18 protein-coding genes are annotated in these 22,553 nt (G+C 70.2%); 4 read left to right on the forward strand and 14 right to left on the reverse strand.

All coding sequences use genetic code 11. The features are described 5' to 3' along the window. A partial coding sequence (locus tag CLM62_RS41180; RefSeq protein ID WP_257004389.1) for an ATP-binding protein occupies window positions 1-1,797 on the reverse strand: 1,797 nt, incomplete at its 3' end. Between the two features lie 531 nt (window positions 1,798-2,328). Here CLM62_RS41180 and CLM62_RS41185 point away from each other — a divergent pair. Together CLM62_RS41185 and lpdA are read left to right on the forward strand one after the other, a co-directional pair. Then, the gene (locus CLM62_RS41185; RefSeq protein WP_095754995.1) at window positions 2,329-3,060 is read left to right on the forward strand and encodes a hypothetical protein; all 732 of its coding nucleotides are present in this window, start codon (window positions 2,329-2,331) and stop codon (window positions 3,058-3,060) included. A gap of 712 nt (window positions 3,061-3,772) precedes the next feature. Further along, window positions 3,773-5,185, forward strand: a complete 1,413-nt coding sequence (gene lpdA, locus CLM62_RS41190; RefSeq protein ID WP_095754996.1) for a dihydrolipoyl dehydrogenase — start codon at window positions 3,773-3,775, stop codon at window positions 5,183-5,185. A 44-nt stretch (window positions 5,186-5,229) separates the two neighbouring features. Here lpdA and CLM62_RS41195 read toward each other — a convergent pair whose 3' ends face one another. The 13 genes from CLM62_RS41195 to CLM62_RS41255 form a co-directional block, all read right to left on the reverse strand. Beyond that, window positions 5,230-6,090 carry a 3-hydroxybutyryl-CoA dehydrogenase gene (locus tag CLM62_RS41195; protein ID WP_095754997.1) on the reverse strand — a complete coding sequence of 287 codons (861 nt, stop codon included), beginning with the start codon at window positions 6,088-6,090 and terminating at the stop codon, window positions 5,230-5,232. A gap of 19 nt (window positions 6,091-6,109) precedes the next feature. After that, a complete protein-coding gene (gene icmF, locus CLM62_RS41200; RefSeq protein WP_095754998.1) occupies window positions 6,110-9,340 on the reverse strand; it encodes a fused isobutyryl-CoA mutase/GTPase IcmF in 3,231 nt (1,076 codons plus the stop codon). 135 nt (window positions 9,341-9,475) lie between these two features. Next, window positions 9,476-10,657, reverse strand: a complete 1,182-nt coding sequence (locus tag CLM62_RS41205; protein WP_095754999.1) for a thiolase family protein — start codon at window positions 10,655-10,657, stop codon at window positions 9,476-9,478. Window positions 10,658-10,871: 214 nt separating this feature from the next. Further along, on the reverse strand, window positions 10,872-12,221 hold the full coding sequence (locus tag CLM62_RS41210; RefSeq protein WP_095755000.1) for a diacylglycerol kinase family protein: 1,350 nt from the start codon (window positions 12,219-12,221) through the stop codon (window positions 10,872-10,874). A gap of 82 nt (window positions 12,222-12,303) precedes the next feature. Continuing rightward, window positions 12,304-13,281, reverse strand: a complete 978-nt coding sequence (locus CLM62_RS41215) for a cytochrome c oxidase assembly protein (RefSeq protein WP_095755001.1) — start codon at window positions 13,279-13,281, stop codon at window positions 12,304-12,306. Between the two features lie 67 nt (window positions 13,282-13,348). Next, on the reverse strand, window positions 13,349-14,086 hold the full coding sequence (locus CLM62_RS41220) for an HAD family hydrolase (RefSeq protein WP_095755002.1): 738 nt from the start codon (window positions 14,084-14,086) through the stop codon (window positions 13,349-13,351). Then, window positions 14,083-14,889, reverse strand: coding sequence for a DeoR/GlpR family DNA-binding transcription regulator (locus CLM62_RS41225; protein WP_095755003.1), 807 nt, complete (start codon window positions 14,887-14,889; stop codon window positions 14,083-14,085). The genes CLM62_RS41220 and CLM62_RS41225 overlap by 4 nt, the downstream gene beginning before the upstream one ends. Before the next feature lie 185 nt (window positions 14,890-15,074). Then, window positions 15,075-16,112: a zinc-binding dehydrogenase gene (locus CLM62_RS41230; protein ID WP_095755004.1), complete on the reverse strand. Its 1,038-nt coding sequence runs from the start codon at window positions 16,110-16,112 to the stop codon at window positions 15,075-15,077. Between the two features lie 59 nt (window positions 16,113-16,171). Then, window positions 16,172-17,056, reverse strand: a complete 885-nt coding sequence (locus tag CLM62_RS41235; protein WP_095755005.1) for a carbohydrate ABC transporter permease — start codon at window positions 17,054-17,056, stop codon at window positions 16,172-16,174. Beyond that, window positions 17,053-18,012 (reverse strand): carbohydrate ABC transporter permease, encoded by a 960-nt coding sequence (locus CLM62_RS41240; protein ID WP_095755006.1) that lies wholly within the window; start codon window positions 18,010-18,012, stop codon window positions 17,053-17,055. The genes CLM62_RS41235 and CLM62_RS41240 overlap by 4 nt, the downstream gene beginning before the upstream one ends. Before the next feature lie 117 nt (window positions 18,013-18,129). Then, the gene (locus CLM62_RS41245) at window positions 18,130-19,491 is read right to left on the reverse strand and encodes a sugar ABC transporter substrate-binding protein (RefSeq protein WP_095755007.1); all 1,362 of its coding nucleotides are present in this window, start codon (window positions 19,489-19,491) and stop codon (window positions 18,130-18,132) included. Between the two features lie 291 nt (window positions 19,492-19,782). Further along, a complete protein-coding gene (locus tag CLM62_RS41250) occupies window positions 19,783-20,124 on the reverse strand; it encodes a MazG-like family protein (RefSeq protein ID WP_095755008.1) in 342 nt (113 codons plus the stop codon). An 86-nt stretch (window positions 20,125-20,210) separates the two neighbouring features. Then, window positions 20,211-20,777: a DoxX family protein gene (locus tag CLM62_RS41255; protein WP_095755009.1), complete on the reverse strand. Its 567-nt coding sequence runs from the start codon at window positions 20,775-20,777 to the stop codon at window positions 20,211-20,213. Between the two features lie 193 nt (window positions 20,778-20,970). On the opposite strand from CLM62_RS41255, the gene CLM62_RS41260 reads away from it, so the two are divergent. Then, window positions 20,971-21,297, forward strand: coding sequence for a hypothetical protein (locus CLM62_RS41260; RefSeq protein ID WP_095755010.1), 327 nt, complete (start codon window positions 20,971-20,973; stop codon window positions 21,295-21,297). Window positions 21,298-21,354: 57 nt separating this feature from the next. Next, on the forward strand, window positions 21,355-22,335 hold the full coding sequence (locus CLM62_RS41265; protein ID WP_095755011.1) for an aldo/keto reductase: 981 nt from the start codon (window positions 21,355-21,357) through the stop codon (window positions 22,333-22,335). Window positions 22,336-22,553: the final 218 nt, after the last annotated feature.

Below are 22,553 nucleotides of genomic sequence, written 5' to 3' on the forward strand. Positions count from 1 at the left end.
CTCGGGCCGCGCGGTGTCGGGCCATACCGTGGCCTCGGGCCGCGCGGTGTCGGGCCGTACCGTGGCCTCGGGCCGCGCGGCACGGGCGGTCTCGGGCGCGGGCTCTGTGGTGTGGGCGGGTCCCGGCGTGGGGTCGGTGGTGTGGGCGGGTCCCGGCGTGGGGTCGGTGGTGCGGACGTGCCCCGGCGTGGGGTCTGTGGTGTGGGCGGTCTCGGGCGTGGGGTCGGTGGTGCGGACGTGTCCCGGCGCAGGGTCGGTGGTGCGGACGTGCCCCGGCGCAGGGTCTGCGGTGCGGGCGGTCTCCGGCGTGGGGTCTGCGGCGTGGGCGTGCCTCGGCGCGGGGTCCGTGGCGCGGGCGGGTCCCTGCCCGACGTCCGTCGTGCGGGCGGGTCGCCCCGGCGCGGGCACCGCGACCGAGGAACGTCGCGTGGTCTCCCGCGGTGCGGGGTCGCGCTGCTGGGCGAGCAGTTGCGGGGGCAGCAGTACGACGACTCCGGTGCCGCCGCGCGACGACGGCCGGTAGTTGACGCTGATGCCGTACTTGACGGCCAGCCGCCCGACCACGGCCAGACCGAGCCGCGTGCCCTGCAACGAGGCGAGGTCCGTCATCCGCCCCGCCACCGCCTCCTCGGCGCGCCGCATGGCCGCGTCGGCCATCTTCAGGCCGCTGTCCTCGATCGTGACGACGATCCCGGCGCTGCGCTCCTCGACGTACACATGGACCTCGTCGATCGGCGGCGAGAAGTTCGCGGCGTTGTCCGTCAGCTCCGCGAGCAGGTGCATGACGCCTTCCGCGGCGAAGCCGGAGATCGCGGCGCTCGTCGAGCAGTGCAGCCGTACGCGCCGGTACGCGGCGATCCGGCCGACCGCGCCGCGCAGGATGCTCTCCATCACGATCGGCTTGTTCCACGCGCGGCTGGCCCGGCCGCCCATGAGCAGTGCCAGCCGGTCGGTCATGAGGCCCAGCTGCGAGGTGCTGTGATCCAGCCTCAGCAGGTCGCCGAAGACCTCCTCGCCGTGCCGCTCCTGCATCTCCCGCAGGTCGGCGAGCATGCTCACGGCCTTGGCCTGCACCCGGCTCAGCGCCTTCGCCGAGGCGGCCTGCGCGGCGGCGGCCCGTCGTTCGCTGTGGGCGAGTTCCCGCAAGAACGATTCGGCGGGGACACTCAGCAGAGGGGACCGCGGCCACTGAAGCTCCGCGAGCACGGTGTCGGCCGAGCTGCCCGCCCGCAGCCTCGAGACCGCGGCGGGCAGGGTCTCTCGCGTCAGACGCTCCAGCTCGGCGGCGCCTTCGGCCAGTTCGCGCTGGGCCTGCTGCCGTTCGGTGTCCAGGGCCGCGGCATACCGAACGTCCTGTTCCACCACGGAGGCGAAGGTGTCCGTGATCAGGCGCAGTTGCGGATCGGACGGCAACGGCACGCTCGTCAGGGCGTCACTCGCGCTCGCCCCGTCCCGCAGCCGCTTCGCGACCGAGGGCAGGGTCACGTTCCCCAGATGCGCGGACTCCGCGACCAACTGCGCCAACTGTGCCCTGAGTCGACCGACTTCGGTGTCGAGCGCCGCGGCGGACCGGCGGGAACGCCGCACCAGCAGGGCACTGAGGAGGACGGTGACCGCCACACAGAGCCAGGCGACCAGAACCGACGTCACCGTCCAGGTACGGGCGGCCGCGGGCGCCGCCGCGACCGCCGCGCCGGCGGCCATGGCGCTCACCACCAGCACGGCCAGGGGTACGGCCGACGAGGCGCGGAGCCCCCTCGCTGACCAGTGCTGGCTGGGTGGTGAAGGCACTGACATTCAGCGGTCCTCGGTCCTTCGGTACGGGAGCAATGGGTCGACCGACACGTCGCGGTGACAGTCAGGTCGCGGTCACAGTCAGGTCGCGGTCACAGTCAGGTCGCCGTCAGGCGGAGACCGCCGCGCGGACGGCGATCGTCCGGACCGGATCCCGGCTCATGCTAGTCATCCTGTCGCGCGCCGAAATCCGACTGACCGAACAGTCCGCTCAGGATTCGAGTTCGTCGTGAACCTGCCGTCGCGTCGGCGGGGCGTGGTAGCGGATTCGTCGCGTGTCGCACGTCCTTGACGACCGTGTATGTCCGTCGGCGGTCACTTGACGAGCCATCAACGCCCAAGGAAGTTCAGTCAGTTCCGCGTATTGACCACGGCGTTACGACTGCTTTCCGGCCAACCCGGCGGCCCGCGTGTGCCTGCGATGTGCGAGAGACGTGCATGCGATGTGCACGGCCACCGCGTGGGGCGGGAGAAAACCATGAGGCCCAAGCACATGCGGTGGGGTACGTTTCCTGCTGTTCGAAGGGGGACCAAGTGGCGAAGCTCAACCAGATCATCGCCGTGGAAAAGGGTGTCAAGAGCAAGTCGCTGCAGGACATCACCGCGGCTCACCACAAGGTGCAGAAGCCGGCTCTGCTGGCCGGTATCTCGCGTGCGTACCAGCCGAAGGACGAGGAGGGCGAGCAGTTGCCGCCCGAGTCCACGCGGGTGCAGATCAAGGCCGAGGAGGTGCTGCGCGAGATGTCCGCGTCACTGACCCGGTTGTTCGACGTGACCGCCACCAAGGACTGGGCCAACTGCTCCGCCCGCGCGGACGTCACCGTCGACGGGCGGACGATCGTCTCGGACGTTCCGGTCAGCTATCTGCTGTTCCTGGAGAAGCAGCTCACGGACCTGCATACCTTCGTGAAGAAGCTGCCCGTGCTCGACGCTGCCGAGTCCTGGACCCTCGACCCGTCGACGGACTGGTGGAAGACGGACCCGGTCCGCACGATCCGTACGAAGAAGGTCCCGCGCAACCACGTCAAGGCCGAGGCGACCGACAAGCACCCGGCGCAGGTCGAGGTGTACTACGAGGACGTGCCCATCGGGTACTGGACGACGGTCAAGTTCTCCGGAGCGCTTCCGGCGCGGCGGGTGAACGAGCTTGTGGAGCGGGTCGAGAAGCTCCAGCAGGCGGTGAAGTTCGCCCGCGAGGAGGCCAACGGCGCCGAGGTCACCGACCAGCGCGTCGGCGACGCGGTGTTCGGCTACCTGTTCGGCTGACGCCGGGCGCGGGTAGCATCCCAGATCGCCCCCGCGTGCGAGCGCGGGGGTGCGCAACAGGCTCGGACCGGATTGAGGACCGGTTCGTGCCGGAGCGCAAGCTGAAACTGAGGTTCAGCCTGAAGACGCGGTCACAGTGAAGGTTCGAGTCCTTCCCCCGGCTCCACACGCCGGGGTAGCCCAACCGGCAGAGGCAGCCGTGATCAAACTCAGACTCTCGCTCCAGCTTCAGCATCGCCGCCGATCGCCGGATCGACCGAGGACGGACGAGCGCCGTCGGATGCGAGTTCGACTCTCGCCTGCAGCTCTGTCGTGCTGCGGTAGTTCAAAGGAAGAACACGAGGGCCTGACGACTGATCCGTCCTCTTAAACGCCACCGGCGTGCGCAATTGGGTGGCATCCCCAGGGGCCCGGGAGCTGGATACGACTCCCGGGCTCCGCCATCAGCGATACCCACCGCGGAGGACCGGGCGCAGTGTCTCGATGACGCCGGGGTCGTCCACGCCATGCCCGTGCGGATCGCGGTGCGACGAGGCGTCGGCCCGCCGTCGGTCATCGCCGCGCGGGCATAGATCACGGCATCGGGGCGCTGAAACGGACATCCGGGAGACTGTCGCCTGGGTGTGGACCATGTGGTCGCCTCCCGGTTGTTCGATCGAGAGCGAGTCGGCTCCTCGCGGGGGCCGGCCGCCCAGTGGAAAGGAAGCCGTCCATGGACGAGCAGGGTGAGCGCTTCGACGTCGTCGTACTCGGCGCGGGGCCGGGGGGATACGTCGCCGCCATCCGGGCCGCGCAGCTCGGCAAGAGTGTCGCGGTCGTCGAGGAGAAGTACTGGGGCGGCGTCTGTCTGAACGTGGGCTGCATCCCCACCAAGGCCCTGCTGCGCAACGCCGAGCTCGCGCACATCTTCACGCGCGAGGCGAAGACCTTCGGCATCAAGGTCGACGGGCAGGTCTCCTTCGACTACGGGGAGGCCTTCCGCCGCAGCCGGAAGGTCGCCGACGGCCGGGTCAAGGGCGTCCACTACCTGATGAAGAAGAACAAGATCACGGAAATCAGCGGTCGCGGCACGTTCGTCGACGCGCACACGCTCCAGGTGGCCGACTACAACGGCAACACCCGCGCCATCGGCTTCGACCACTGCATCATCGCCACCGGAGCGACTCCCAAGCTGCTGCCCGGCACGCGTCGCACCTCCCGGGTGGTGACGTACGAGGAGCAGATCCTCGCCGAGGACCTGCCGCAGTCGATCGTGATCGCCGGGGCCGGGGCCATCGGCGTCGAGTTCGCGTACGTCCTGCACAACTACGGCGTGAAGGTCACCGTCGTCGAGTTCCTGGACCGCGTCGCCCCGCTGGAGGACGCCGAGGTCTCCGCCGAACTGGCCAAGCAGTACCGGAGGCTGGGCATCGACGTGCTCACCTCGACCCGCGTCGAGTCGATCGACGAGTCCGGCCCGCAGGTCCGCGTCACGGTCACCGGCAAGGACGGCACGCAGCGGGTCCTGGAGGCCGACAAGGTCCTGCAGGCGATCGGCTTCGCCCCCAACGTCACCGGCTACGGCCTGGAGAACACCGGAGTGCGCGTCACCGAGCGCGGCGCGATCGACGTCGACGGCCGTTGCCGTACCTCCGTCCCGCACATCTACGCCATCGGCGACGTCACCGCGAAGCTGATGCTCGCGCACGCCGCCGAGGCGATGGGCGTGGTCGCCGCCGAGACGCTCGCGGACGCGGAGACCATGGAGCTGGACTACGTGATGATCCCGCGCGCCACCTTCTGCCAGCCGCAGATCGCCAGCTTCGGCTACACCGAGGCGCAGGCGAAGGAGAAGGGCTACGACGTCCAGGTCGCCAAGTTCCCCTTCACCGCCAACGGCAAGGCACACGGTCTGGGAGACACCACCGGCTTCGTGAAGCTGATCAGCGACGCCAAGTACGGCGAGCTCCTCGGCGGCCATCTCATCGGCCCCGACGTCACCGAACTCCTCCCCGAGCTGACCCTGGCCCAGCAGTGGGACCTCACGGTCCACGAGGTCGCCCGCAACGTCCACGCCCACCCCACCCTGAGCGAAGCGGTCAAGGAAGCCGTCCACGGCCTCGCAGGCCACATGATCAACATGTAGCAGGGCGCTCGGCGCAGCGGCAACAGGACCCCCTGCCTCGCTCTCTAACTGTCGTACGGGTAGAAGCCGCGGCCGCTCTTGCGGCCGAGGTGGCCCGCTGCGACCAGGCGGCGCAGCAGGGCGGGGGGTGCGTACAGCGGCTCCTTGAACTCCTCGTACATCGACTCGGCGACCGCCTGGGCGGTGTCGAGGCCGATGAGGTCGAGCAGACGCAGCGGACCCATGGGGTGGGCGCAGCCGAGTTCCATGCCCCGGTCGATGTCGTCGGGCCGTGCGGCGCCGGACTCCACCATGCGTACGGCGCTGAGCAGGTAGGGCACGAGCAGGGCGTTGACCACGAAGCCGGAGCGGTCGGGCGCCTGAATGGCGTGCTTGCCCAGCTGCTGGGCGAAGCCGCGGGTGCGCTGGACGGTCTCCGGGCTGGTGGTGAGGGCGGGGATCAGCTCGACCAACTGCTGCACGGGCACGGGGTTGAAGAAGTGCATGCCGATGACCTGCGCGGGCCGCTCGGTGACGACGGCGAGATCGACGATGGGGATCGACGAGGTGTTGGTGGCCAGAATCGCCGCCGGGTCTTCGACCGCCTTGTCCAGGGCGCGGAGGACGTCGGTCTTGATGTCGCGGTTCTCGGCGACGGCTTCGACGACGAACTGGCGGTCGGACAGGTCGCTGAGGTCGTGGGTGAAGGACAGCTTGGCGAGGGCCTGGTCCCGCTGCTCTTCGCTGAGCTTGCCCCGCCGGACGCCCCGGTCGAGGGAGTCGATGAGACGGCGGCGGCCGGTCTCGACGGCGTCATGGGTGGCTTCGGCGACGCGGACGTCGATGCCGCCCAGGGCGGCGACTTCGGCGATGCCGGAGCCCATGAGGCCGCAGCCGACGACGCCGAGACGGGTGACGGGATCCATCGGTTGTCCAATCCTTGGGTCAGACGTTGCGGCGGTACTGGCCGCCGACCTCGAAGAAGGCGTCGGTGATCTGCTGGAGCGAGCAGGCGCGGGCCGCGTCCATGAGGACGGCGAAGACGTTCTCGCCGCTCACCGCGGCGTCCTTGAGGGCGGTCAGGGCCGTGTGGGCCGGGTCGCGGTGGCGGGCCTGGAAGTCCCGTACACGCTTCAGCTGGGACTGCTTCTCCACTTCCGTGGCGCGGGCGAGCTCGATGACGCCGGGCTCGGCGGTGTCCGCGTGCGGATTCCGGAAGGTGTTGACGCCGATGATCGGCAGCGTGCCGTCGTGCTTGCGCTGCTCGTAGAGCATCGACTCGTCCTGGATACGGCCGCGCTGGTAGCCCGTCTCCATGGCACCGAGCACGCCACCTCGCTCGCTGATCCGCTCGAATTCCTTCAGGACCGCTTCTTCGACCAGGTCGGTGAGCTCGTCGATGATGAACGAGCCCTGGAGGGGGTTCTCGTTCATGGCCAGGCCCCACTCCCGGTTGATGATCAGCTGGATGGCCAGGGCCCGGCGTACGGAGTCCTCGGTGGGGGTGGTGACGGCCTCGTCGTAGGCGTTGGTGTGCAGGCTGTTGCAGTTGTCGTAGATGGCGATGAGTGCCTGCAGGGTGGTGCGGATGTCGTTGAAGTCCATCTCCTGGGCGTGCAGGGAGCGGCCCGAGGTCTGGACGTGGTACTTCAGCTTCTGCGAACGCTCGCCCGCGCCGTACTTCTCCTTCATCGCGACGGCCCAGATACGGCGGGCGACCCGGCCGAGGACGGAGTACTCGGGGTCCATGCCGTTGGAGAAGAAGAACGACAGGTTCGGCGCGAAGTCGTCGATGCGCATGCCCCGGGCGAGGTAGGCCTCGACGTAGGTGAAGCCGTTGGCCAGGGTGAAGGCGAGCTGGCTGATGGGGTTCGCGCCGGCTTCGGCGATGTGGTAGCCGGAGATGGACACCGAGTAGAAGTTGCGGATCTTGTTCGCGATGAACCACTCCTGGATGTCCGCCATCATCCGCAGGCTGAACTCCGTGGAGAACAGGCAGGTGTTCTGGCCCTGGTCCTCCTTCAGGATGTCGGCCTGCACCGTGCCGCGCACGTTCGCCAGCGCGTGCGCGCGCAGTTCGGCGGCCTCTTCGGGTGAGGGTTCGCGGCCCTCGGCGGTGCGGAACCTGGTGAGTTGCTGCTCGACCGCGGTGTTGAGGAAGAACGCCAGGATGGTCGGCGCGGGCCCGTTGATCGTCATGGAGACCGACGTCGTCGGCGCGACCAGGTCGAAGCCGTCGTAGAGCGCCTTCATGTCGTCCAGCGTGGCCACCGACACCCCGGAGGTGCCGACCTTGCCGTAGATGTCGGGGCGTTCGTCCGGGTCACGGCCGTAGAGGGTGACCGAGTCGAAGGCGGTGGACAGCCGGGTGGCCGGCTGGCCCTCGGAGAGCAGCTTGAAGCGGCGGTTGGTGCGGAACGGATCGCCCTCGCCGGCGAACATCCGCGCCGGGTCCTCGCCGTCACGTTTGAAGGGGAACACCCCGGCGGTGAAGGGGAAGTGGCCGGGCAGGTTCTCCCCGCGCCAGAACCGCACCAGCTCCCCGTGGTCGGTGAACCGGGGCAGGGCGACGCGGGGGATCTCGTTGCCCGAGAGGGACTCGCGGGTCAGCTTGGTGCGGATCTCCTTGTCCCGGACCTTCACGACCTGCTCGTCGCCGGAGTAGGAGGCGATGACGGCGGGCCACTTCGCGATCTGCTCGCCGATGTCGTGCGGGAGCTGCCTGCGGGCGTCCTCGAGCAGCGACTCCACGTTCCCGGATGCGGAGCCGGCGTCGACGAGCTCGCCTCTGACCGCCTCCAGGCGCTGTACCCGCCGGGCCGCCTCCGCCAGCCCCTCGGTCTCCGTGTGGTACGAGCGGATCGTGTCGGTGATCTCGGCGAGGTAGCGCACCCGGTCGGCGGGGACCACCTGACGTATGCCGGAGGAGTGGCGTACGTCGACCGGCGCCAATACGCCCTCGGACACCGGGAGTCCGTTCTCGACCAGAGCGGTCTTCAGGTGCTGGTGGAGCGCGGTGACCCCGTCGTCGTTGAACGTCGCCGCCGAGGTTCCGTACACCGGCATGTCCTCGGGCTTCATGCCGAACGCCTCGCGGTTGCGGACCAGTTGGCGGCCCACGTCGCGCAGCGCGTCCTTGGCGCCGCGCCGCTCGAACTTGTTGATGGCCACGACGTCGGCGAAGTCGAGCATGTCGATCTTCTCCAGCTGCGAGGCGGCGCCGAACTCCGGCGTCATCACGTACAGGGAGGTGTCGACGAACGGCACGATCGCCGCGTCGCCCTGGCCGATGCCCGGCGTCTCCACGATCACCAGGTCGAACCCGGCGGCCTTGACCACGTCGATCACGTCGGACAGGTGCTCGGGCAGCTCGCGGCTGCCGCGGGTGGCCAGGCTCCGGAAGAACACCCGGTTCCCGTCGAGGGAGTTCATCCGGATCCGGTCACCCAGCAGCGCACCGCCACCGCGGCGGCGCGTCGGGTCGACCGCGATCACCGCGATGCGCAGCTTGTCCTGCTGGTCCATGCGGAACCGGCGCACCAACTCGTCGGTCAGGGACGACTTTCCCGATCCGCCGGTGCCGGTGATGCCGAGCACCGGCCTGGCCCGTGTTCCCGCGGCCGCACGGATCTGCTCCAGGAAGTCCGCGGGCAGCTTGCCGAGTTCCGCACCGGTGATGGCTCGGGCGATCGCGAACCGGTCGCCTGCGAGTACGGCGGCCGGGTCGGCCGGTTTGCCGTCCCAGAGGTCGAAGTCGCAGTCCCGCACCACCGAGTTGACCATCCCGGCGAGGCCCATCCGCTGGCCGTCCTCCGGGGAGAAGATGGTCACCCCGCTGTCGCGCAGCCGGGTGATCTCCTCGGGCACGATCACGCCGCCCCCGCCGCCCACCACGCGGACGTGCTCCGCTCCCTGCCGGCGAAGCGACTCGACCAGGTACTCGAAGTACTCGACATGCCCGCCCTGGTACGACGAGACCGCCACGCCGTGTGCGTCCTCCTCCAACGCCGCGTCCACGACCTCCTGCACCGACCGGTTGTGTCCGAGGTGGACCACCTCGGCGCCCTGGGACTGGAAGATCCGCCGCATGATGTTGATCGACGCGTCGTGCCCGTCGAACAGGGCCGACGCGGTGACGAGACGGACGGGGTGCACGGGCCGGTGCAGATCGCTCATGGGGGCCTTCCCGGACAGGGCGGGGGAACGCTGGCAGAAGAGATACTAGGACGTCCTAGTAAATTGCTGGAGGTGATGGCGCTGTGACTAGAAGCACAAGGCCGGCGCTGCACTCGCAGCGGAGGGGTTCGTCGGTCACACCCGGCGGAAGAGCGCCGCCAAGGCCTGCCCGCCGCCGATGCACATCGTGACCACGCCCAGCTCCAGGTCGCGCCGTACGAGGTCCTTGGCGACCCGCAGGGTCAGGATCGCCCCCGTCGCCCCCACCGGGTGCCCCAGCGCGATCGCACCGCCGTAAGGGTTGGTCTTCTCCGCGTCCAGACCGGCGTCGCGGATCACCGCCACCGCCTGCGAGGCGAAGGCCTCGTTCAGCTCGACGGTGTCGAGGTCGCCGGGCGTGAGGCCGGTCCGCTCGAGCAGCTTCCGCAGGGCCAGGACCGGGGCGTAACCCATCAGATCCGGCTCCATCGCCGCGGTCGCCACCGCCTCCAGCGAGGCCAGGGCGGTCAGCCCCCGGGCGGCGGCCACCGACTCCCGCGCCAGCACCAGTGCCGCCCCGCCGTCGTTGATGCCCGAGGAGTTTCCGGCGGTCACCGTGCCGCCCGACTGGAACGCCGGACGCAGACCGGCCAGCGTCTGAACCGTCGTGTCCGGCCTGGGATGCTCGTCCACCTCCACGGTGTGCGGCTTCCGGCCACCCACCTCCACGGGCGTGATCTCCTCGGCGAAGGCGGCCCCGGCCGCCGCATCGGCGGCGCGCCGCTGCGACTCGGCTGCGAACTCGTCCTGCTCCTGGCGCGAGACGCCGTACTTCGCGGCCACGTTCTCCGCCGTGACGCCCATGTGGATGTCGTGGAAGGGGTCGGTGAGCATCATCACCGTGCCGTCGAAGAGAGTGCGGTCGCCCAGCTTGTAGCCGGAGCGGGCACCGAAGTCGTAGAACGGCATACGGGACATGTTCTCGTCCCCGCCGGCCAGCGCGATGTCCACCCCGCCCCAGCGCATCTGCATCGCCGCCGACCACACCGCCTGCAGTCCACTGCCGCACAGCCGGTTCACGGTGTACGCCGGCGCGCTCTTCGGCAGCCCGGCCGCCAGCGCCACGCGGCGAGCGTTGTAGGCGTCCGTGCCGACCTGGCCGATGCAGCCCATGACGACCTCGTCGACATCCTCCGGTGCCACCCCCGCCCGCGACAGGGCCGCTCGCGCGGCGGTGCCGCCGAGCTCGTGCGCCGGGACGTCCCGGAACGCGCCGCCGAAGCTGCCGATCGGGGTGCGCGCTCCCTCGACGATGAGGATTTTCTCCTGGGACCCCATGGACATTCCTTCCGCAGAATGCGCTCGGCACGAACTACCCGCCTGCTGCCGGCCGGTCACCGAGATACTAGGACGCCCTACTAATTACCCGCACTGTGACCCGGCCCACGTGCCGACCGGCGGTGATGGGTGCGTGCTTGAAATCCCTCGCCTGCACTCACGACGCCTGTACTCACGACGCCCGACTCACGACGCCCGACTCACGATGCCCGACTCACGACGCCCGCGAACGTCCGGGCGCGGCCGTACGGCCCACCGACGCCGCCAGCTTGCGCAGTCGGCGCCAGTCCAGGCGGGGCGGGGCGTCCGGCACGCCGGGGCGGTTTCGGGGAACGCGGACGCGCAGCGCGCCGGGGGCGATGCGGCAGTGGACCGGGGCGGGGAGGAGCGCGGCCTCACCGTCGAGGCCGACCTCGATCTCCGGGCTGTCGGCGTCCACGACCACTTCGCGGGCGGTGAGGACCGCGAGGCCCTCCGGCTCCGGGTCCAGCAGGAGTCCGGCCGCCTCGGCCGCGCTGTCCACCCTGATGCCCAGGACGCCGAGCTGTCCGGAGTCGAGTCGCTCACGGCGGCCGAGACCGGTCGGATCGGCCGTGAGGTACGGGTTGTTGCTCACGAGTACCGCTTGCGGGGCGGTGAGGGTCGTGTCCGCCGTGCGGGCGGTGAGCTCGGGTCCGCGCTGGCGGGTGAGCAGGTCGGGCAGCAGCTCCCAGGTGGTGCCGATCTTGTCGCCGCGGTAGGCGGGGTCCTGGACGACGGCCGCGTACGCGCCGAAGGACGCGTTGTTGACGAACGGGTGCTCCCCGGCGAAGCCGAGGTCCACCCGGAGTTCCACGCCGTCGGTGAGGGCGTCGAGGCAGGCGGCCGGGTCGGCGCGGTCCAGGCCGAGGTCCATGGCGAAGTGGTTGCGGGTGCCGGCGCTGATGACGAGGAACGGCACGTCGTGTTCGGCGGCGACGGCCGCGACCAGCGCCTGGGTACCGTCGCCGCCCGCGACGCCCAGCAGATCGGCGCCGTCCGCGACGGCCGACCGGGCCAGGGCGACGACGTCCTGGTGCTGCTCCGGATCCAGCAGGACGACGCGCGCACCGAGCCGCTCGGCCTTCTCCTTCAGCCCGAACGCCGCCACCTTGCCGCCGCCGGAACGCGGGTTCATGAGGATGAACGGGCGCCGGGGCGGGGACGTCCTGCGCTCCTTCATACGGGTGGAGGGCTTCCGGGTGCTGCGCAGGGCGTAGCGACCTGCCACGACGGCCACCGCCCACGACACCAGCGACAGCGGCAGGGCCCACAGGAGCGTGGTCGCGAGCAGCACGATGACGGCGGTGGGGGCGGCGACCGCGAGCAGCGCCGCCGCCCACCGGACGGGACCGCGGCGGGTCAGCGCCCACCACACGGCGGCCGCGGTGAGGGCCGCACCGGCGAGTACGGCCGCGAGCAGCAGGACGCCGCCCACACCGCCGTAGCCGAGGGGGAGCAGTACGGCGAGCGCCGCCGCGGCCAGTGCCGCGCGGGCAGCCCACTGCTGCGCGCGATGGTCCGCGGCGTACGAGTTCACAGCCATGGTCCCCTCCAGTCGTCGGCGCACATCGTAGAGAAGTGATCCGGAGATTCTGTGGGTGTCGGTGGGTGAGTGTGCGGGCCCGTCAACGCCCCGGCCGCTGCTGCCTGACACGCCGGGCGACCTCGCTGTTCTCGGTCTCCCACCACGGCCGTACGAGATCCGGGCCCTGCGCCGGTCCGGTCGCGGGCGTCGCCGGGACCAGCTCCGCCTCCAGGCGGCGGTCCAGGGCGACGGTCTCGGCGCGTTCGGTACGGGCCCACTGCACCAGGATCGCCAGCAGGAAGGGCAGCGCCACCAGTTCGGCGATGCTGATCATCGCGCCGCCGCCGAGCTGCTGGTCGTGGTGCACGTCCGGCGCCCAGGACGGGGCGTGGTGCAGATACCAGGCCCCGGCGATGAGCGTGCCGTGCGTCATCACCACGATGCCGGGTACGGCGTCGACGATGCCGTCGACGAACACCAGCGCCGCCCGGACCGGATGGCCGCACCACTTCGGCAGCGCGGCCTCGCGGGTGAGCACCGGCACCACGAACAGGCAGCCGGCGAGCAGCAGGTGCAGATACATCAGTTCGTGCAACCAGCCCTCGCGCAGGGCGGTTTCGAAGTACGGGGTGAAGTACACCGTCAGCTCGGTCGCGAGCACGAGCGCCGTGCTGACCAGCGGGAAGGTGAGCAGGCGCACCAGCCGCCCGGTCATCACCCGCCGCACACGGCCGGCGGCGCGCTCGGGCAGGGCACGGACGGCCAGTCGCAAGGGGTCGCCCAGGGCCAGCCCGAGCGGTGCGATCAGGTCCAACAGGACGTTCTGGACCGCGGCCGGCCAGAACAGCGCGTGGTCGTAGACGGCCAGGGCGGACATCGTGGCCACGACGAGCGCACCGAGCCCGAGCAGCGCGAAGGCGGCGAGCCGGGGCACGGGCCAGCGTTCGCCCCGGCGCCTGAGCCGCAGTACGCCCCAGCCGTACGGCACACCCAGCAGGGCGACGAGCAGCAGCGCGGGCACGTCGAGTTGCCATGAGGAGAGCAGCCGTCCCAGGGTGAGCTCCGGCGGACTCCCCATCGCGCTCTCCCTCCACGGCGTACCCCGAGGGACCTTACGCCGCGGCCACCGAGCAGGGTGCGGTGGGTCAGGGCACCAGGCGGAGGACTTCGTTCAGGCCGCGGTCGCCGGTGCGCTGTTCGGCCGGGAAGATGTAGGCGCGCAGGCCGCAGGCGGTGGCGCCGCCGTCGCGTACCGGGTTGTCGCCGACCATGAGCGTGGCGCGGGGGTCGGCTCCGAGGTCCGCGCAGGCCTTGAGGAACAGCTGGGGGTCGGGCTTCTCCCGGCCCACCTCACAGGAGATCACGCATACGTCGACGAGGTCCTCCAGCCCGTGATGGGCGAGGTGGGTCCGCAGGTCCCAGGCGAAGTCGCTCACGATCCCGATGCGCAGGCCGCGGTCGCGCAGTGCGCGCAGTGCGGGTTCGGTGTCGGGGTACGGGACCCAGGCGTCCGGCGCGGTGAGTTCCCGGTAGGCGGTCTCCTCGATGCCGCGCAGGAAGTCCACGTGCTCCCACCAGCCCCGCATGGCGCGGCGGTGCCGTTCGGGAGACAGGTCGCGGCCCTCCTGGAGAGCGACGACGGCGGGCAGCCGGAAAGCGTCGCGCAGCTGCCGCGCGATCCCGGCCACGGCGTCGTCGTCTTTCAGTACGGCGCTACGGTCACCGGCCTCGCCGACCCGGCGCAGCCACGACTCCAGGTCGATCATCTGGAAGATCGTGTTGCTGAAGTCGAAGAGGACGGCCTCGACCGGCGGGACGGGGGCCGCTCTCTCCGTGGTGGTGGGGCGGTAGGTGCTGGGGGTCTCGAACAGGGCCTGTATCACGGGGAAGCGTCTCCGGGGTCGACCGCCTCGACGGGGACACCGAGGTCGCGGATGGCCGCGATCTCCGCGTCGGGGGTGCTGGTGTCGGTGATGACCGCCTGGTAGTCGGCCACCGTGCCGTAGGCGTGGGTGGCGGTCTTGCCGAATTTCGAATGGTCCACGAGGAGCAGGGCCCGCTCGGCGGAGGCGAGCATGGCCAGCTTGACCTCGACGTACTCGCTCAGGGGATGGAAGAGCTGGCCCGAGAGGACGGCGGTGGCGGACATCAGGGCGAGGTCGGCGCGGATGCGGGAGAGGGCGCGGGTGACCTCGGGTCCGGTGCAGGAGTTGAAGTCGCCGTGGTAGCGCCCGCCGAGCAGGGTGACGTCCACGTTCCGGGCGGAGCCCAGATGCTGCGCCAGGCCCACCGAGTTGGTGACGACGGTGAGTCGGTCGAGCCGCGCGAGGGCGGGGGCCAGGGGGAAGAGGGTGGTGGAGTCGTCCATGAGCACCGTGCTGCCGGGCTTGATGCGGCTGAGCGCCGCGCGGCACACGGCGGCCTTCGCCGAGAGGGCGGTGCTCTCACGGAAGCGTGTCGCCGTTTCCATGGTGACCGCGGGGAAGGCGACGGCCCGGCCGCGTTCCTTGCGGAGCAGGGAGCGCTGGGCGAGGTCGTCGAGGTCGCGGTGCATCGTCATCAGGCTGACGCCGAAGTGGTCGGCGAGATCGTCGATGCGGGTCTCGCCGTGTTCGACGACGTGTCGCAGGACGGCCTGACGTCGTTCCTCCACAGCGGCCTGCGACGACCGTGTCCTGGCGGGCACTGCGGCTCTCCCTCGTCCTTCGTGTGCTGTGTCGGTCGCGCGGCTGCGTACAACGCCTCGGTCCGGGGGCGGCGGACGCAGGCTTCGACCTCGAAGTCTCGCACACGGGCCGGGAGGAGCCGGGAGCCGTCGTCCGCGCACGGCGCCCCGGCTCCACCCGTCACGAGCGTGCCCGGACAGCACGCCTACGGCGCCGCGTCCACGGTGACCAGCACCTTGACGTGCTCCGGGGAGAGAGACGCGGCGAAGGCCTTGGCCGCCTCCTCCAGCGGAAAGGTCGCGGTGACGATCTCGTCGACGTCCACGGTGCCGGAGGCGATCAGGGCGAGGGCGGTGCGGTAGTCGTCGGCCGTGTACATCAGCGTTCCCTCGATGCGGATCTCGCGGTCCTGCACCAGGTCGAGGCGGACGGGGGTGGCTCCGGCGGCCCCGACCCCGACGACGATGATCCGGCCGCCCTTGGTGACCAGGTCGGTGGCCTGGGCCATGGACTGTTCGCGCGCCACACAGTCGAAGACCACATCGGCCGGCCCGCCGAGCGCCTCCCTGGCCCGCTCGGCGAGGTCGGGGGCGTCGGCGGGCAGCGCGGCGTCGGCACCCAGGCGCAGGGCCCGGTCCCGCTTGCCCGGCAGCAGATCCGTTACGACGATCCTGGCGGCGCCCGCGTGCCGGGCGGCGGCGAGGACGAGCAGGCCGATGGGTCCGGCGCCGAGGACGGCGACGGTACGTCCGCTGAGGTCGCCGGCCTTGACCACGGCGTGCACCGGGGTCGCCAACGGTTCGACGAGTGCCGCCTCGACGTCGGTCATGCCGTCGGGGACGCGGTGGACACGGTCGGCGGCGATGGTGAACAGGTCCGTCATCGCGCCGGGGGTCTGGCAGCCGAAGACCTTCAACTCCTGGCAGATGTTGTAGCGCCCGTCACGGCACTGGGCGCACTGCCCGCACACCAGGTTCGGCTCGATGATCACCCGGTCACCTGGGCCGAACCCGCCGACGCCGGGCCCGACACCGGCGACGACACCGACCGCCTCGTGCCCGGGCCGGTAGGGCAGCGGCATGAACGGATGGTGACCGAGGGCGGCATGGGTGTCGGATCCGCAGACGCCCACCACGGTGGTACGGACGAGCAGTTCGCCTTCGCCGGCGGTCGGCGCGGGGACGTACTCGACGGTGATGTCATCGATCGACCGGACGAGGACACGGCGGATCTGCTGGGACATGGGGTGGTGCTCCGTTTCGGGTGCGGTCGGGAGTGCGTGTGGTGCCCCGATGGCCGGCCTCACTTCACCGCTCCCAGCGACAGCCCCCGCACCAGCTTGTCCTGGGCGGCGAAACCGGCGATGAGGACCGGCAGGGAGACCAGCGTGGCGGCGGCGCAGAGCCGGGCCAGGAACAGGCCCTCGTTGGTGATGAAGCCGACGAGGAAGACCGGTGCGGTCGACGCCTGCGTCGCGGTGAGGTTGACGGCGAACATGAACTCGTTCCAGCTGAAGATGAAGCAGATCAGCGAGGTGGCGGCGAGTCCGGGCATGGCGATCGGTGCGACGACCCGCCACAGCACGGTGAGCAGGTTCGCCCCGTCCATCTCGGCGGCTTCCAGGATCTCCTTGGGGACCTCGGCGAGGAAGGAGCGCATCATCCACACGGCGATCGGGAGGTTCATGGCGGTGTAGAGGACGATCAGCGTCCACACGTTGTCGAGCATCCCGATGTCCTTGACGATCAGGTACACCGGCAGCAGCGCCGCGATGGCCGGGAGGAACTTCGTGGACAGGAAGAAGAACATCACGTCCGTCCACTTCTCGACGGGCTTGATGGACAGCGCATAGGCCGTTGGCACCGCCAGGGCGAGCACCAGCAGTGTCGAAATGACGCTGGCCATGGCCGAGTTGAGGAGGAAGGGGGTGATGTCGCGGCTGAACAGCAGCTCGTACTGGCTGAGGGTGAAGGGGGCGAAGGGCGTCGGCGGGTTGGTCGCCGCGTCGGCCTCCTGGTGGAAGGAGGTGAGCACCATCCAGGCCACCGGCGCGAAGAACGCCAGGGTGGCGAGCCAGGCGACGAACGTCCACAGCGGTGAGAGCCGCGGCTCCTGCGCGGGGCTGTCGCCGCGTCGGCGGGTCCGGAGTCGTCGCACGAGCGTGCCGGTCGCTGCCTGTTTGCTCATCGGGACGCCTCCTCGCGGAACAGCGACGCGATGGTGCGCAGCGCGAAGGTCGCGATCACGATCGAGCCGAGTACGACGACGACTCCTGCGGCGGCGGCCTCGCCGTACTCGTACTTGCGGAACATGGTCAGGTAGATCTCGTACGGCAGGTTGGTCGTCCGGGAGCCGGGGCCGCCCTGGGTGATGGTGTAGACCGCGTCGAAGGTCTGCACGACGTAGATCGTGCCGAGCAGGATGCCCAGCTCGAGGTACTGGCGCAGGTGCGGCAGGGTGATGTGGCGGAAGGTCGCCATGGCCGACGCTCCGTCCACGCGGGCCGCCTCCAGCACGTCACCGGGCTGCGCCTGGAGGCCGGCCAGGAGGATCAGCATCATGAACGGGGTCCACTGCCAGACCAGGGAGACGACGACGGCGGGCATGGGGTACGAGGACACCCAGTCGACCGTCGGACCGTGGTCGGCGCCGAACAACCGGTAGACGGCGTTGAGGGTGCCGTTGAGCAGGCCGTAGTCGGGGTTGTAGATGGCGTGCTTCCACAGCAGCGATGCCGCGACCGGCATGACGAGGAACGGGGCGATGAGCAGGGTGCGCGCCAGCCCGCGGCCGACGAAGCGGCGGTCGAGCAGCATGGCCAGGCCGAGTCCGAGGACCACGCTGACGAGCACCACCGACGCGGTGAGGACGACGGTGTTGAGCACCGCCGCGCGCAGCCGCTCGTCGGTGAAGACGAACGCGTAGTTGGACAGGCCGGTGAAGTGCCGGTCGCCCGGCTTGAGGATGTTCCACTGGAAGGTGGAGATCACGATCGTGGCCACGAAGGGCAGCTGGGTGACGACGATGGTGAAGATCAGCGCGGGCAGGAGCGGGACGCGGCGCCGCCACTTGGTGACGGCCGAGCCGGTCCGAGGACGGATGGGCGGTGGTGCTGCCTTGGGGGGAGCGGTGAGCGTGGTCATGAAATTTTCTCCGCCGGATGGGGGCACATGGGGCACATCCCAGGCCCTGAGGCACTGGGGGGAGGCCGGGTAGGGAAGCGACGCCCGGCCGGCAGGCGCGCCGGCCGGGCGTGAAGGTCACTTCTGGTAGTTCTTGGCGACTTCCTCGGCCTGCTTCTGGCCGTCGTTCAGCGCCTTGTCCACGCTCGTCTTGCCGGCGATGGCGGCGGAGATCTCCTGGGTGACCTTGGTTCCCAGGTCCTGGAACTCGGGGATGGCCACGTACTGGATGCCCACCGTCGGCCTGGGCTGGACGCCGGGGTTGGACGGGTCGGCCTGCTCGATGGACTTCAGGGTGATGTCGCCGAACGACCCGGCGGCCTTCTGGTACTGCGGGATCTCATACGTGCTCGCCCGCTTGCCGGCCGGCACCCGTGACCAGCCCAGCTTCTCGCCGACCAGCTTCTCGTACTTCTTGCTGGAGGCCCACAGCATGAACCGCGAGGCGGCGTCGGCCTTCTTGGTGGTCTTGGGCATGGCCCACGCCCAACTCCACAGCCAGCCGCTGCTCTTCGTCTCGACGGTCGGTGCGTAGGCGTAGCCGACGTGCCCGGCGATCTTGCTGGAGCTGGGGTCCTCGAGCGATCCGGCCGCGCTGGTCGCGTCGTACCACATGGCGACCTTCTTCTGGCTCATGGCGTTCAGGCACTCGGTGAACCCGGCCTGCGCCGCTCCCGCCTCTCCGTGCTTCCTCACCAGATCGACGTAGAAGTTGGTGGCCTTCTTGAACGCCGGGCTGTTGACCTGCGCCTTCCAGTCCTTGGTGAACCAGGTGCCGCCGAAGGTGTTGACCACGGACGTCAGCGGGGCCCCGAGCTCGCCCCAGCCGGCCAGACCGCGCAGGCAGATGCCCCGCATGCCGGGCTCGGCCCCGTCGACCTTTGCCGCGATGTCGGCGATCTGCTGCCAGGTCGGCCGCTCGGGCACCGTGATGCCCTTCGCCTTCATGACGTCCTTGTTGTACATGAGGAAGGAGGACTCGCCGTAGAACGGCAGGGCGTAGAGCTTGCCGTCCGAGCCGGACAGCGACTGGACCATGGGCCCCAGCAGGTCGGCCTTGTCGAAGCTGGTGTCCTTGTCGGCGTACGAGCCCAGCTCCTGCAGCCAGCCGTTCTTCTCCCAGACGGGCACCTCGTAGGCGCCGATGGTGGCGACGTCGTACTGACCGGCCTTGGTGGCGATGTCCTGGGTGACTTTGTCGCGCAGTTCGTTCTCGGGAAGGATCGTGAAGTTCACCTTGATGCCGGTGTCCTTCGTGAACGTGCTCTTCGTCAGCTGCGCGATGTCCTCCATCTGCGGGTTGCCGACCATCAGCACGTTGATGCTCTTGTCCCCGCCGCTGGTCCCGCCTCCTCCGGCCCCGGCACATCCGCCGGCCAGGAGGGCGACGGCGACCGCCCCCACGATGAAGGTGCTTCTTGTCGATGGGGTCGATGGCATGGCTGAGGTCCTCTCACCGCGGGCGGGTGTTGCTGGTGGAGGGCATTGTTAGCAGAAGTTGTCGGCGTTGTTAACACATCTTGCGAGATATTTATCGCGATGGAAGTGCGATGGCAGTCCTTACGAGACCCTGACGCGGCAGTCGAAGCCCTTCACCTCACCAGCCTCATCAACCACTCTGGAGGGCATCGCCGCGGTGTAAGGAAAGCGGCCACCGCGGCCCGGCGCCCCGGACACTCGGTCCGGGGCGCTCGCGGGCCACCAGGAAGCAGGACCAGCTACAGGAGCCGGCTAGCCCAGCGAACGCTCCGTCACCCGGGCCAGATGCCCGGCGAAGACCTCGCGGGCGTCAGGGGTGAGCGTGCGCAGGGCCACCAGCGCTGTGATCACGACGTCGCACAGCTCGCCCTGGACGTCCTCCCAGGTGTGCGTGACGCCCTTGCGCGGGTTCTGTCCGGTCGCCCCGATCACCGCCTGGGCGACCTCGCCGACCTCCTCCGACAGCTTCAGCATGCGCAGCAGCACGCCTTCCCGGCCGCCGACCGGGCGGTTCGCCTCCAGCCAGGCCCAGAGGCCGTCGATGGAGTTCCAGAGGTCCGCGGTCGTCTCGGCAGGGGTGGCCTGATCCGTCATACGGGCAGCTTGGCACGCCGGGCCGTGCGCAGGACACGTGCCCGGAAATCCCCGAACGGCGCCTCCTACTCCCCGAACGGCGCCTCCTACTCGCCGAACAGCGCCTCCTGCTCCTCGAACTGGCCTGCGGCCTCCTCCTGTTCCTCCTTCTGCAGCCTCCTGTTCCGCGCCCCCACGACCACCGCGGTGACCGCCGCCGTCGCGGCGAACGCCGCGGGCACCATCCAGCCGCGGTCGAAGACATGGCCGAGCGCGTGGTCGAGGGAGAGCCGCCCGGAGCCCGCGACGGCGAGGCCGGTCGCGGCCAGGCCCAGTGTCGCCGCGTACTCGTAGCCACCGCTCTGGTTGAAGAAGCCGTTCGGCACGTGCACCGCGGAGGCGCCCGCCATCGCCCCGGCCGCCGCCGCACCGGCGGCCGGAGTCGCGAGACCCAGGGCCAGCAGCGTGCCGCCGCCGGTCTCGGCCAATCCGGCCGCCGTGGCGCTCGCCTTCCCGGGCACGTACCCGACGGACTCCATGAACTGGCCGGTGCCCTCCAGCCCGTGCCCGCCGAACCACCCGAACAGCTTCTGCGTGCCGTGCGCGGCCAGCACGCCGCCGGTACCCAGCCGGAGCAGCAGCAGGCCCAGATCACGTCGGTCGTAAGAGGTCACGATGTCTCCCGAAGCAGCCGTCAGAAACAGCCCGGAGCAGCCCCCTCCGCGTTTCCACCCTCGCACTCCTGACACCTCGCGGCCCCGCCCGCGGCGCCGTTCGGGTGGCGGACCCGGGCGGACCCGGGCGGACTCGGGCGGCCCGGGCAGCCTCGGGTGGCGGGCCCGGGGGAGCGGTGTGAGTCTGACTGGCATGACGATTCAGACCGCCAAACTCAGTGACCCGGCCGTCCGCGCCTTCGTCACCGCCGTCAACGCCCATGACCGCGAGGCCTTCCTGTCGCTCCTCGCACCCGGCGCGACCATGGCGGACGACGGGTCCGAGCGCGACCTCGACGACTGGATCGACCGGGAGATCTTCTCCTCCCACGGTCACATGGAGGTCGACAACGAGTCCCGGGGCGGCCGCGCCCTCATCGCCCGCTACAGCAACGACACCTGGGGCGAGATGCGCACCCGCTGGAACTTCACGATCGACGACGACGGCAGGATCACCCGCTTCGAGACCGGTCAGGCCTGAAAGATCCGTACGGAGGCCTTGCCTTCGTGTGCACTCCAACTCCTAGCGTGCTCCGGTATGGAGATCACACGGACACTGGGCCGTAGCGGTATCGAGGTCAGCGCGCTCGGCTTCGGCTGCTGGGCCATCGGCGGCGAATGGCAGGACCCCGACGGTCAGCCGCTCGGCTGGGGCAAGGTCGACGACGAGGAGTCCGTACGGGCCGTCCGGCGCGCCCTCGACCTGGGCGTCACCTTCTTCGACACGGCCGACACCTACGGCGCCGGACACAGCGAACGCGTCCTCGGCCGGGCCCTCGGCAAGCGCCGGGACGACGTCGTCCTCGCCACCAAGTGGGGCAACGTCTTCGACGAGGACACCCGCACCCTCACCGGCGGCGACGACACCCCGGCCTACGCCCGCCGCGCGCTGACGGCCTCCCTCACCCGCCTCGGCACCGACCACGTCGACCTCTACCAGCTGCACCTCTCCGACGCCGACCCCGAGCGCGCCGCCGAACTCCGCGACGTCTGCGAGGAGTTCGTGCGCGAGGGGCTGATCCGCGCGTACGCGTGGAGCACCGACGACCCGGCGCGCGCCGCCGTGTTCGCGGAGGGGAAGCACTGTACGGCGGTACAGCACGCGATCAATGTGCTGAATGACGCGCCCGCCATGATCGCCCTGTGCGAGGAGTCGAACCTCGCGAGCGTCAACCGGAGCCCGCTCGCCATGGGTCTGCTGGCCGGCAAGCGCCAAGAGCCCTTGCAGGCCGGGGACATTCGCAGCCGGCCCCCGGCGTGGCTTCAGGGGTTCGGTGAGGGCTCCGGCGCCGATCCCGAATGGACCGCTCGCGTCGACGCCCTCAAGGACGTCCTCACCAGCGGCGGCCGTACGCTCGCCCAGGGCGCCCTCGCCTGGCTGTGGGCCCGCAGCCCGCGCACGATCCCGATCCCCGGCTTCCGCTCGGTCGCCCAGGCCGAACAGAACGCGGGGGCCCTGGAGAAGGGACCGCTCACCGCCGAGCAACTGGCCGACGTCGACCGGATCCTCGGGCGATGAGCGTCAGGGCCTGATTCCCCGTCTTACGCGACAGCCGTTCCACGCACCGGTGCGTACCCCGCGGTCCCACGCGGGGTCCACCCCCACCCGGTCCCGTGGAACGGCTGCCGCCACCCCCCTCGGGTTGGCCTGCGGAAGACCAGTGCCTCAAGTGTGAAGCTCTGGTGCAGGAGATGTAGAGCATAAGCCTGCCACCGGCCACAATGCAGCGGACGGTT

This window comes from Streptomyces sp. SA15 (genome assembly GCF_002291145.1).
In the GTDB taxonomy this organism is placed as follows: domain Bacteria; phylum Actinomycetota; class Actinomycetes; order Streptomycetales; family Streptomycetaceae; genus Streptomyces.

Coding starts and splice junctions, on each gene's coding strand:
- lpdA (WP_095754996.1), top strand. CDS start 3,773: ATGGACGAGCAGGGTGAGCGCTTCGACGTCGTCGTACTCGGCGCGGGG.
- CLM62_RS41250 (WP_095755008.1), bottom strand. CDS start 20,124: ATGACGGATCAGGCCACCCCTGCCGAGACGACCGCGGACCTCTGGAAC.
- CLM62_RS41230 (WP_095755004.1), bottom strand. CDS start 16,112: ATGTCCCAGCAGATCCGCCGTGTCCTCGTCCGGTCGATCGATGACATC.
- CLM62_RS41260 (WP_095755010.1), top strand. CDS start 20,971: ATGACGATTCAGACCGCCAAACTCAGTGACCCGGCCGTCCGCGCCTTC.
- CLM62_RS41265 (WP_095755011.1), top strand. CDS start 21,355: ATGGAGATCACACGGACACTGGGCCGTAGCGGTATCGAGGTCAGCGCG.
- CLM62_RS41235 (WP_095755005.1), bottom strand. CDS start 17,056: ATGAGCAAACAGGCAGCGACCGGCACGCTCGTGCGACGACTCCGGACC.
- CLM62_RS41240 (WP_095755006.1), bottom strand. CDS start 18,012: ATGACCACGCTCACCGCTCCCCCCAAGGCAGCACCACCGCCCATCCGT.
- CLM62_RS41205 (WP_095754999.1), bottom strand. CDS start 10,657: ATGGGGTCCCAGGAGAAAATCCTCATCGTCGAGGGAGCGCGCACCCCG.
- CLM62_RS41210 (WP_095755000.1), bottom strand. CDS start 12,221: ATGGCTGTGAACTCGTACGCCGCGGACCATCGCGCGCAGCAGTGGGCT.
- CLM62_RS41195 (WP_095754997.1), bottom strand. CDS start 6,090: ATGGATCCCGTCACCCGTCTCGGCGTCGTCGGCTGCGGCCTCATGGGC.
- icmF (WP_095754998.1), bottom strand. CDS start 9,340: ATGAGCGATCTGCACCGGCCCGTGCACCCCGTCCGTCTCGTCACCGCG.
- CLM62_RS41245 (WP_095755007.1), bottom strand. CDS start 19,491: ATGCCATCGACCCCATCGACAAGAAGCACCTTCATCGTGGGGGCGGTC.
- CLM62_RS41215 (WP_095755001.1), bottom strand. CDS start 13,281: ATGGGGAGTCCGCCGGAGCTCACCCTGGGACGGCTGCTCTCCTCATGG.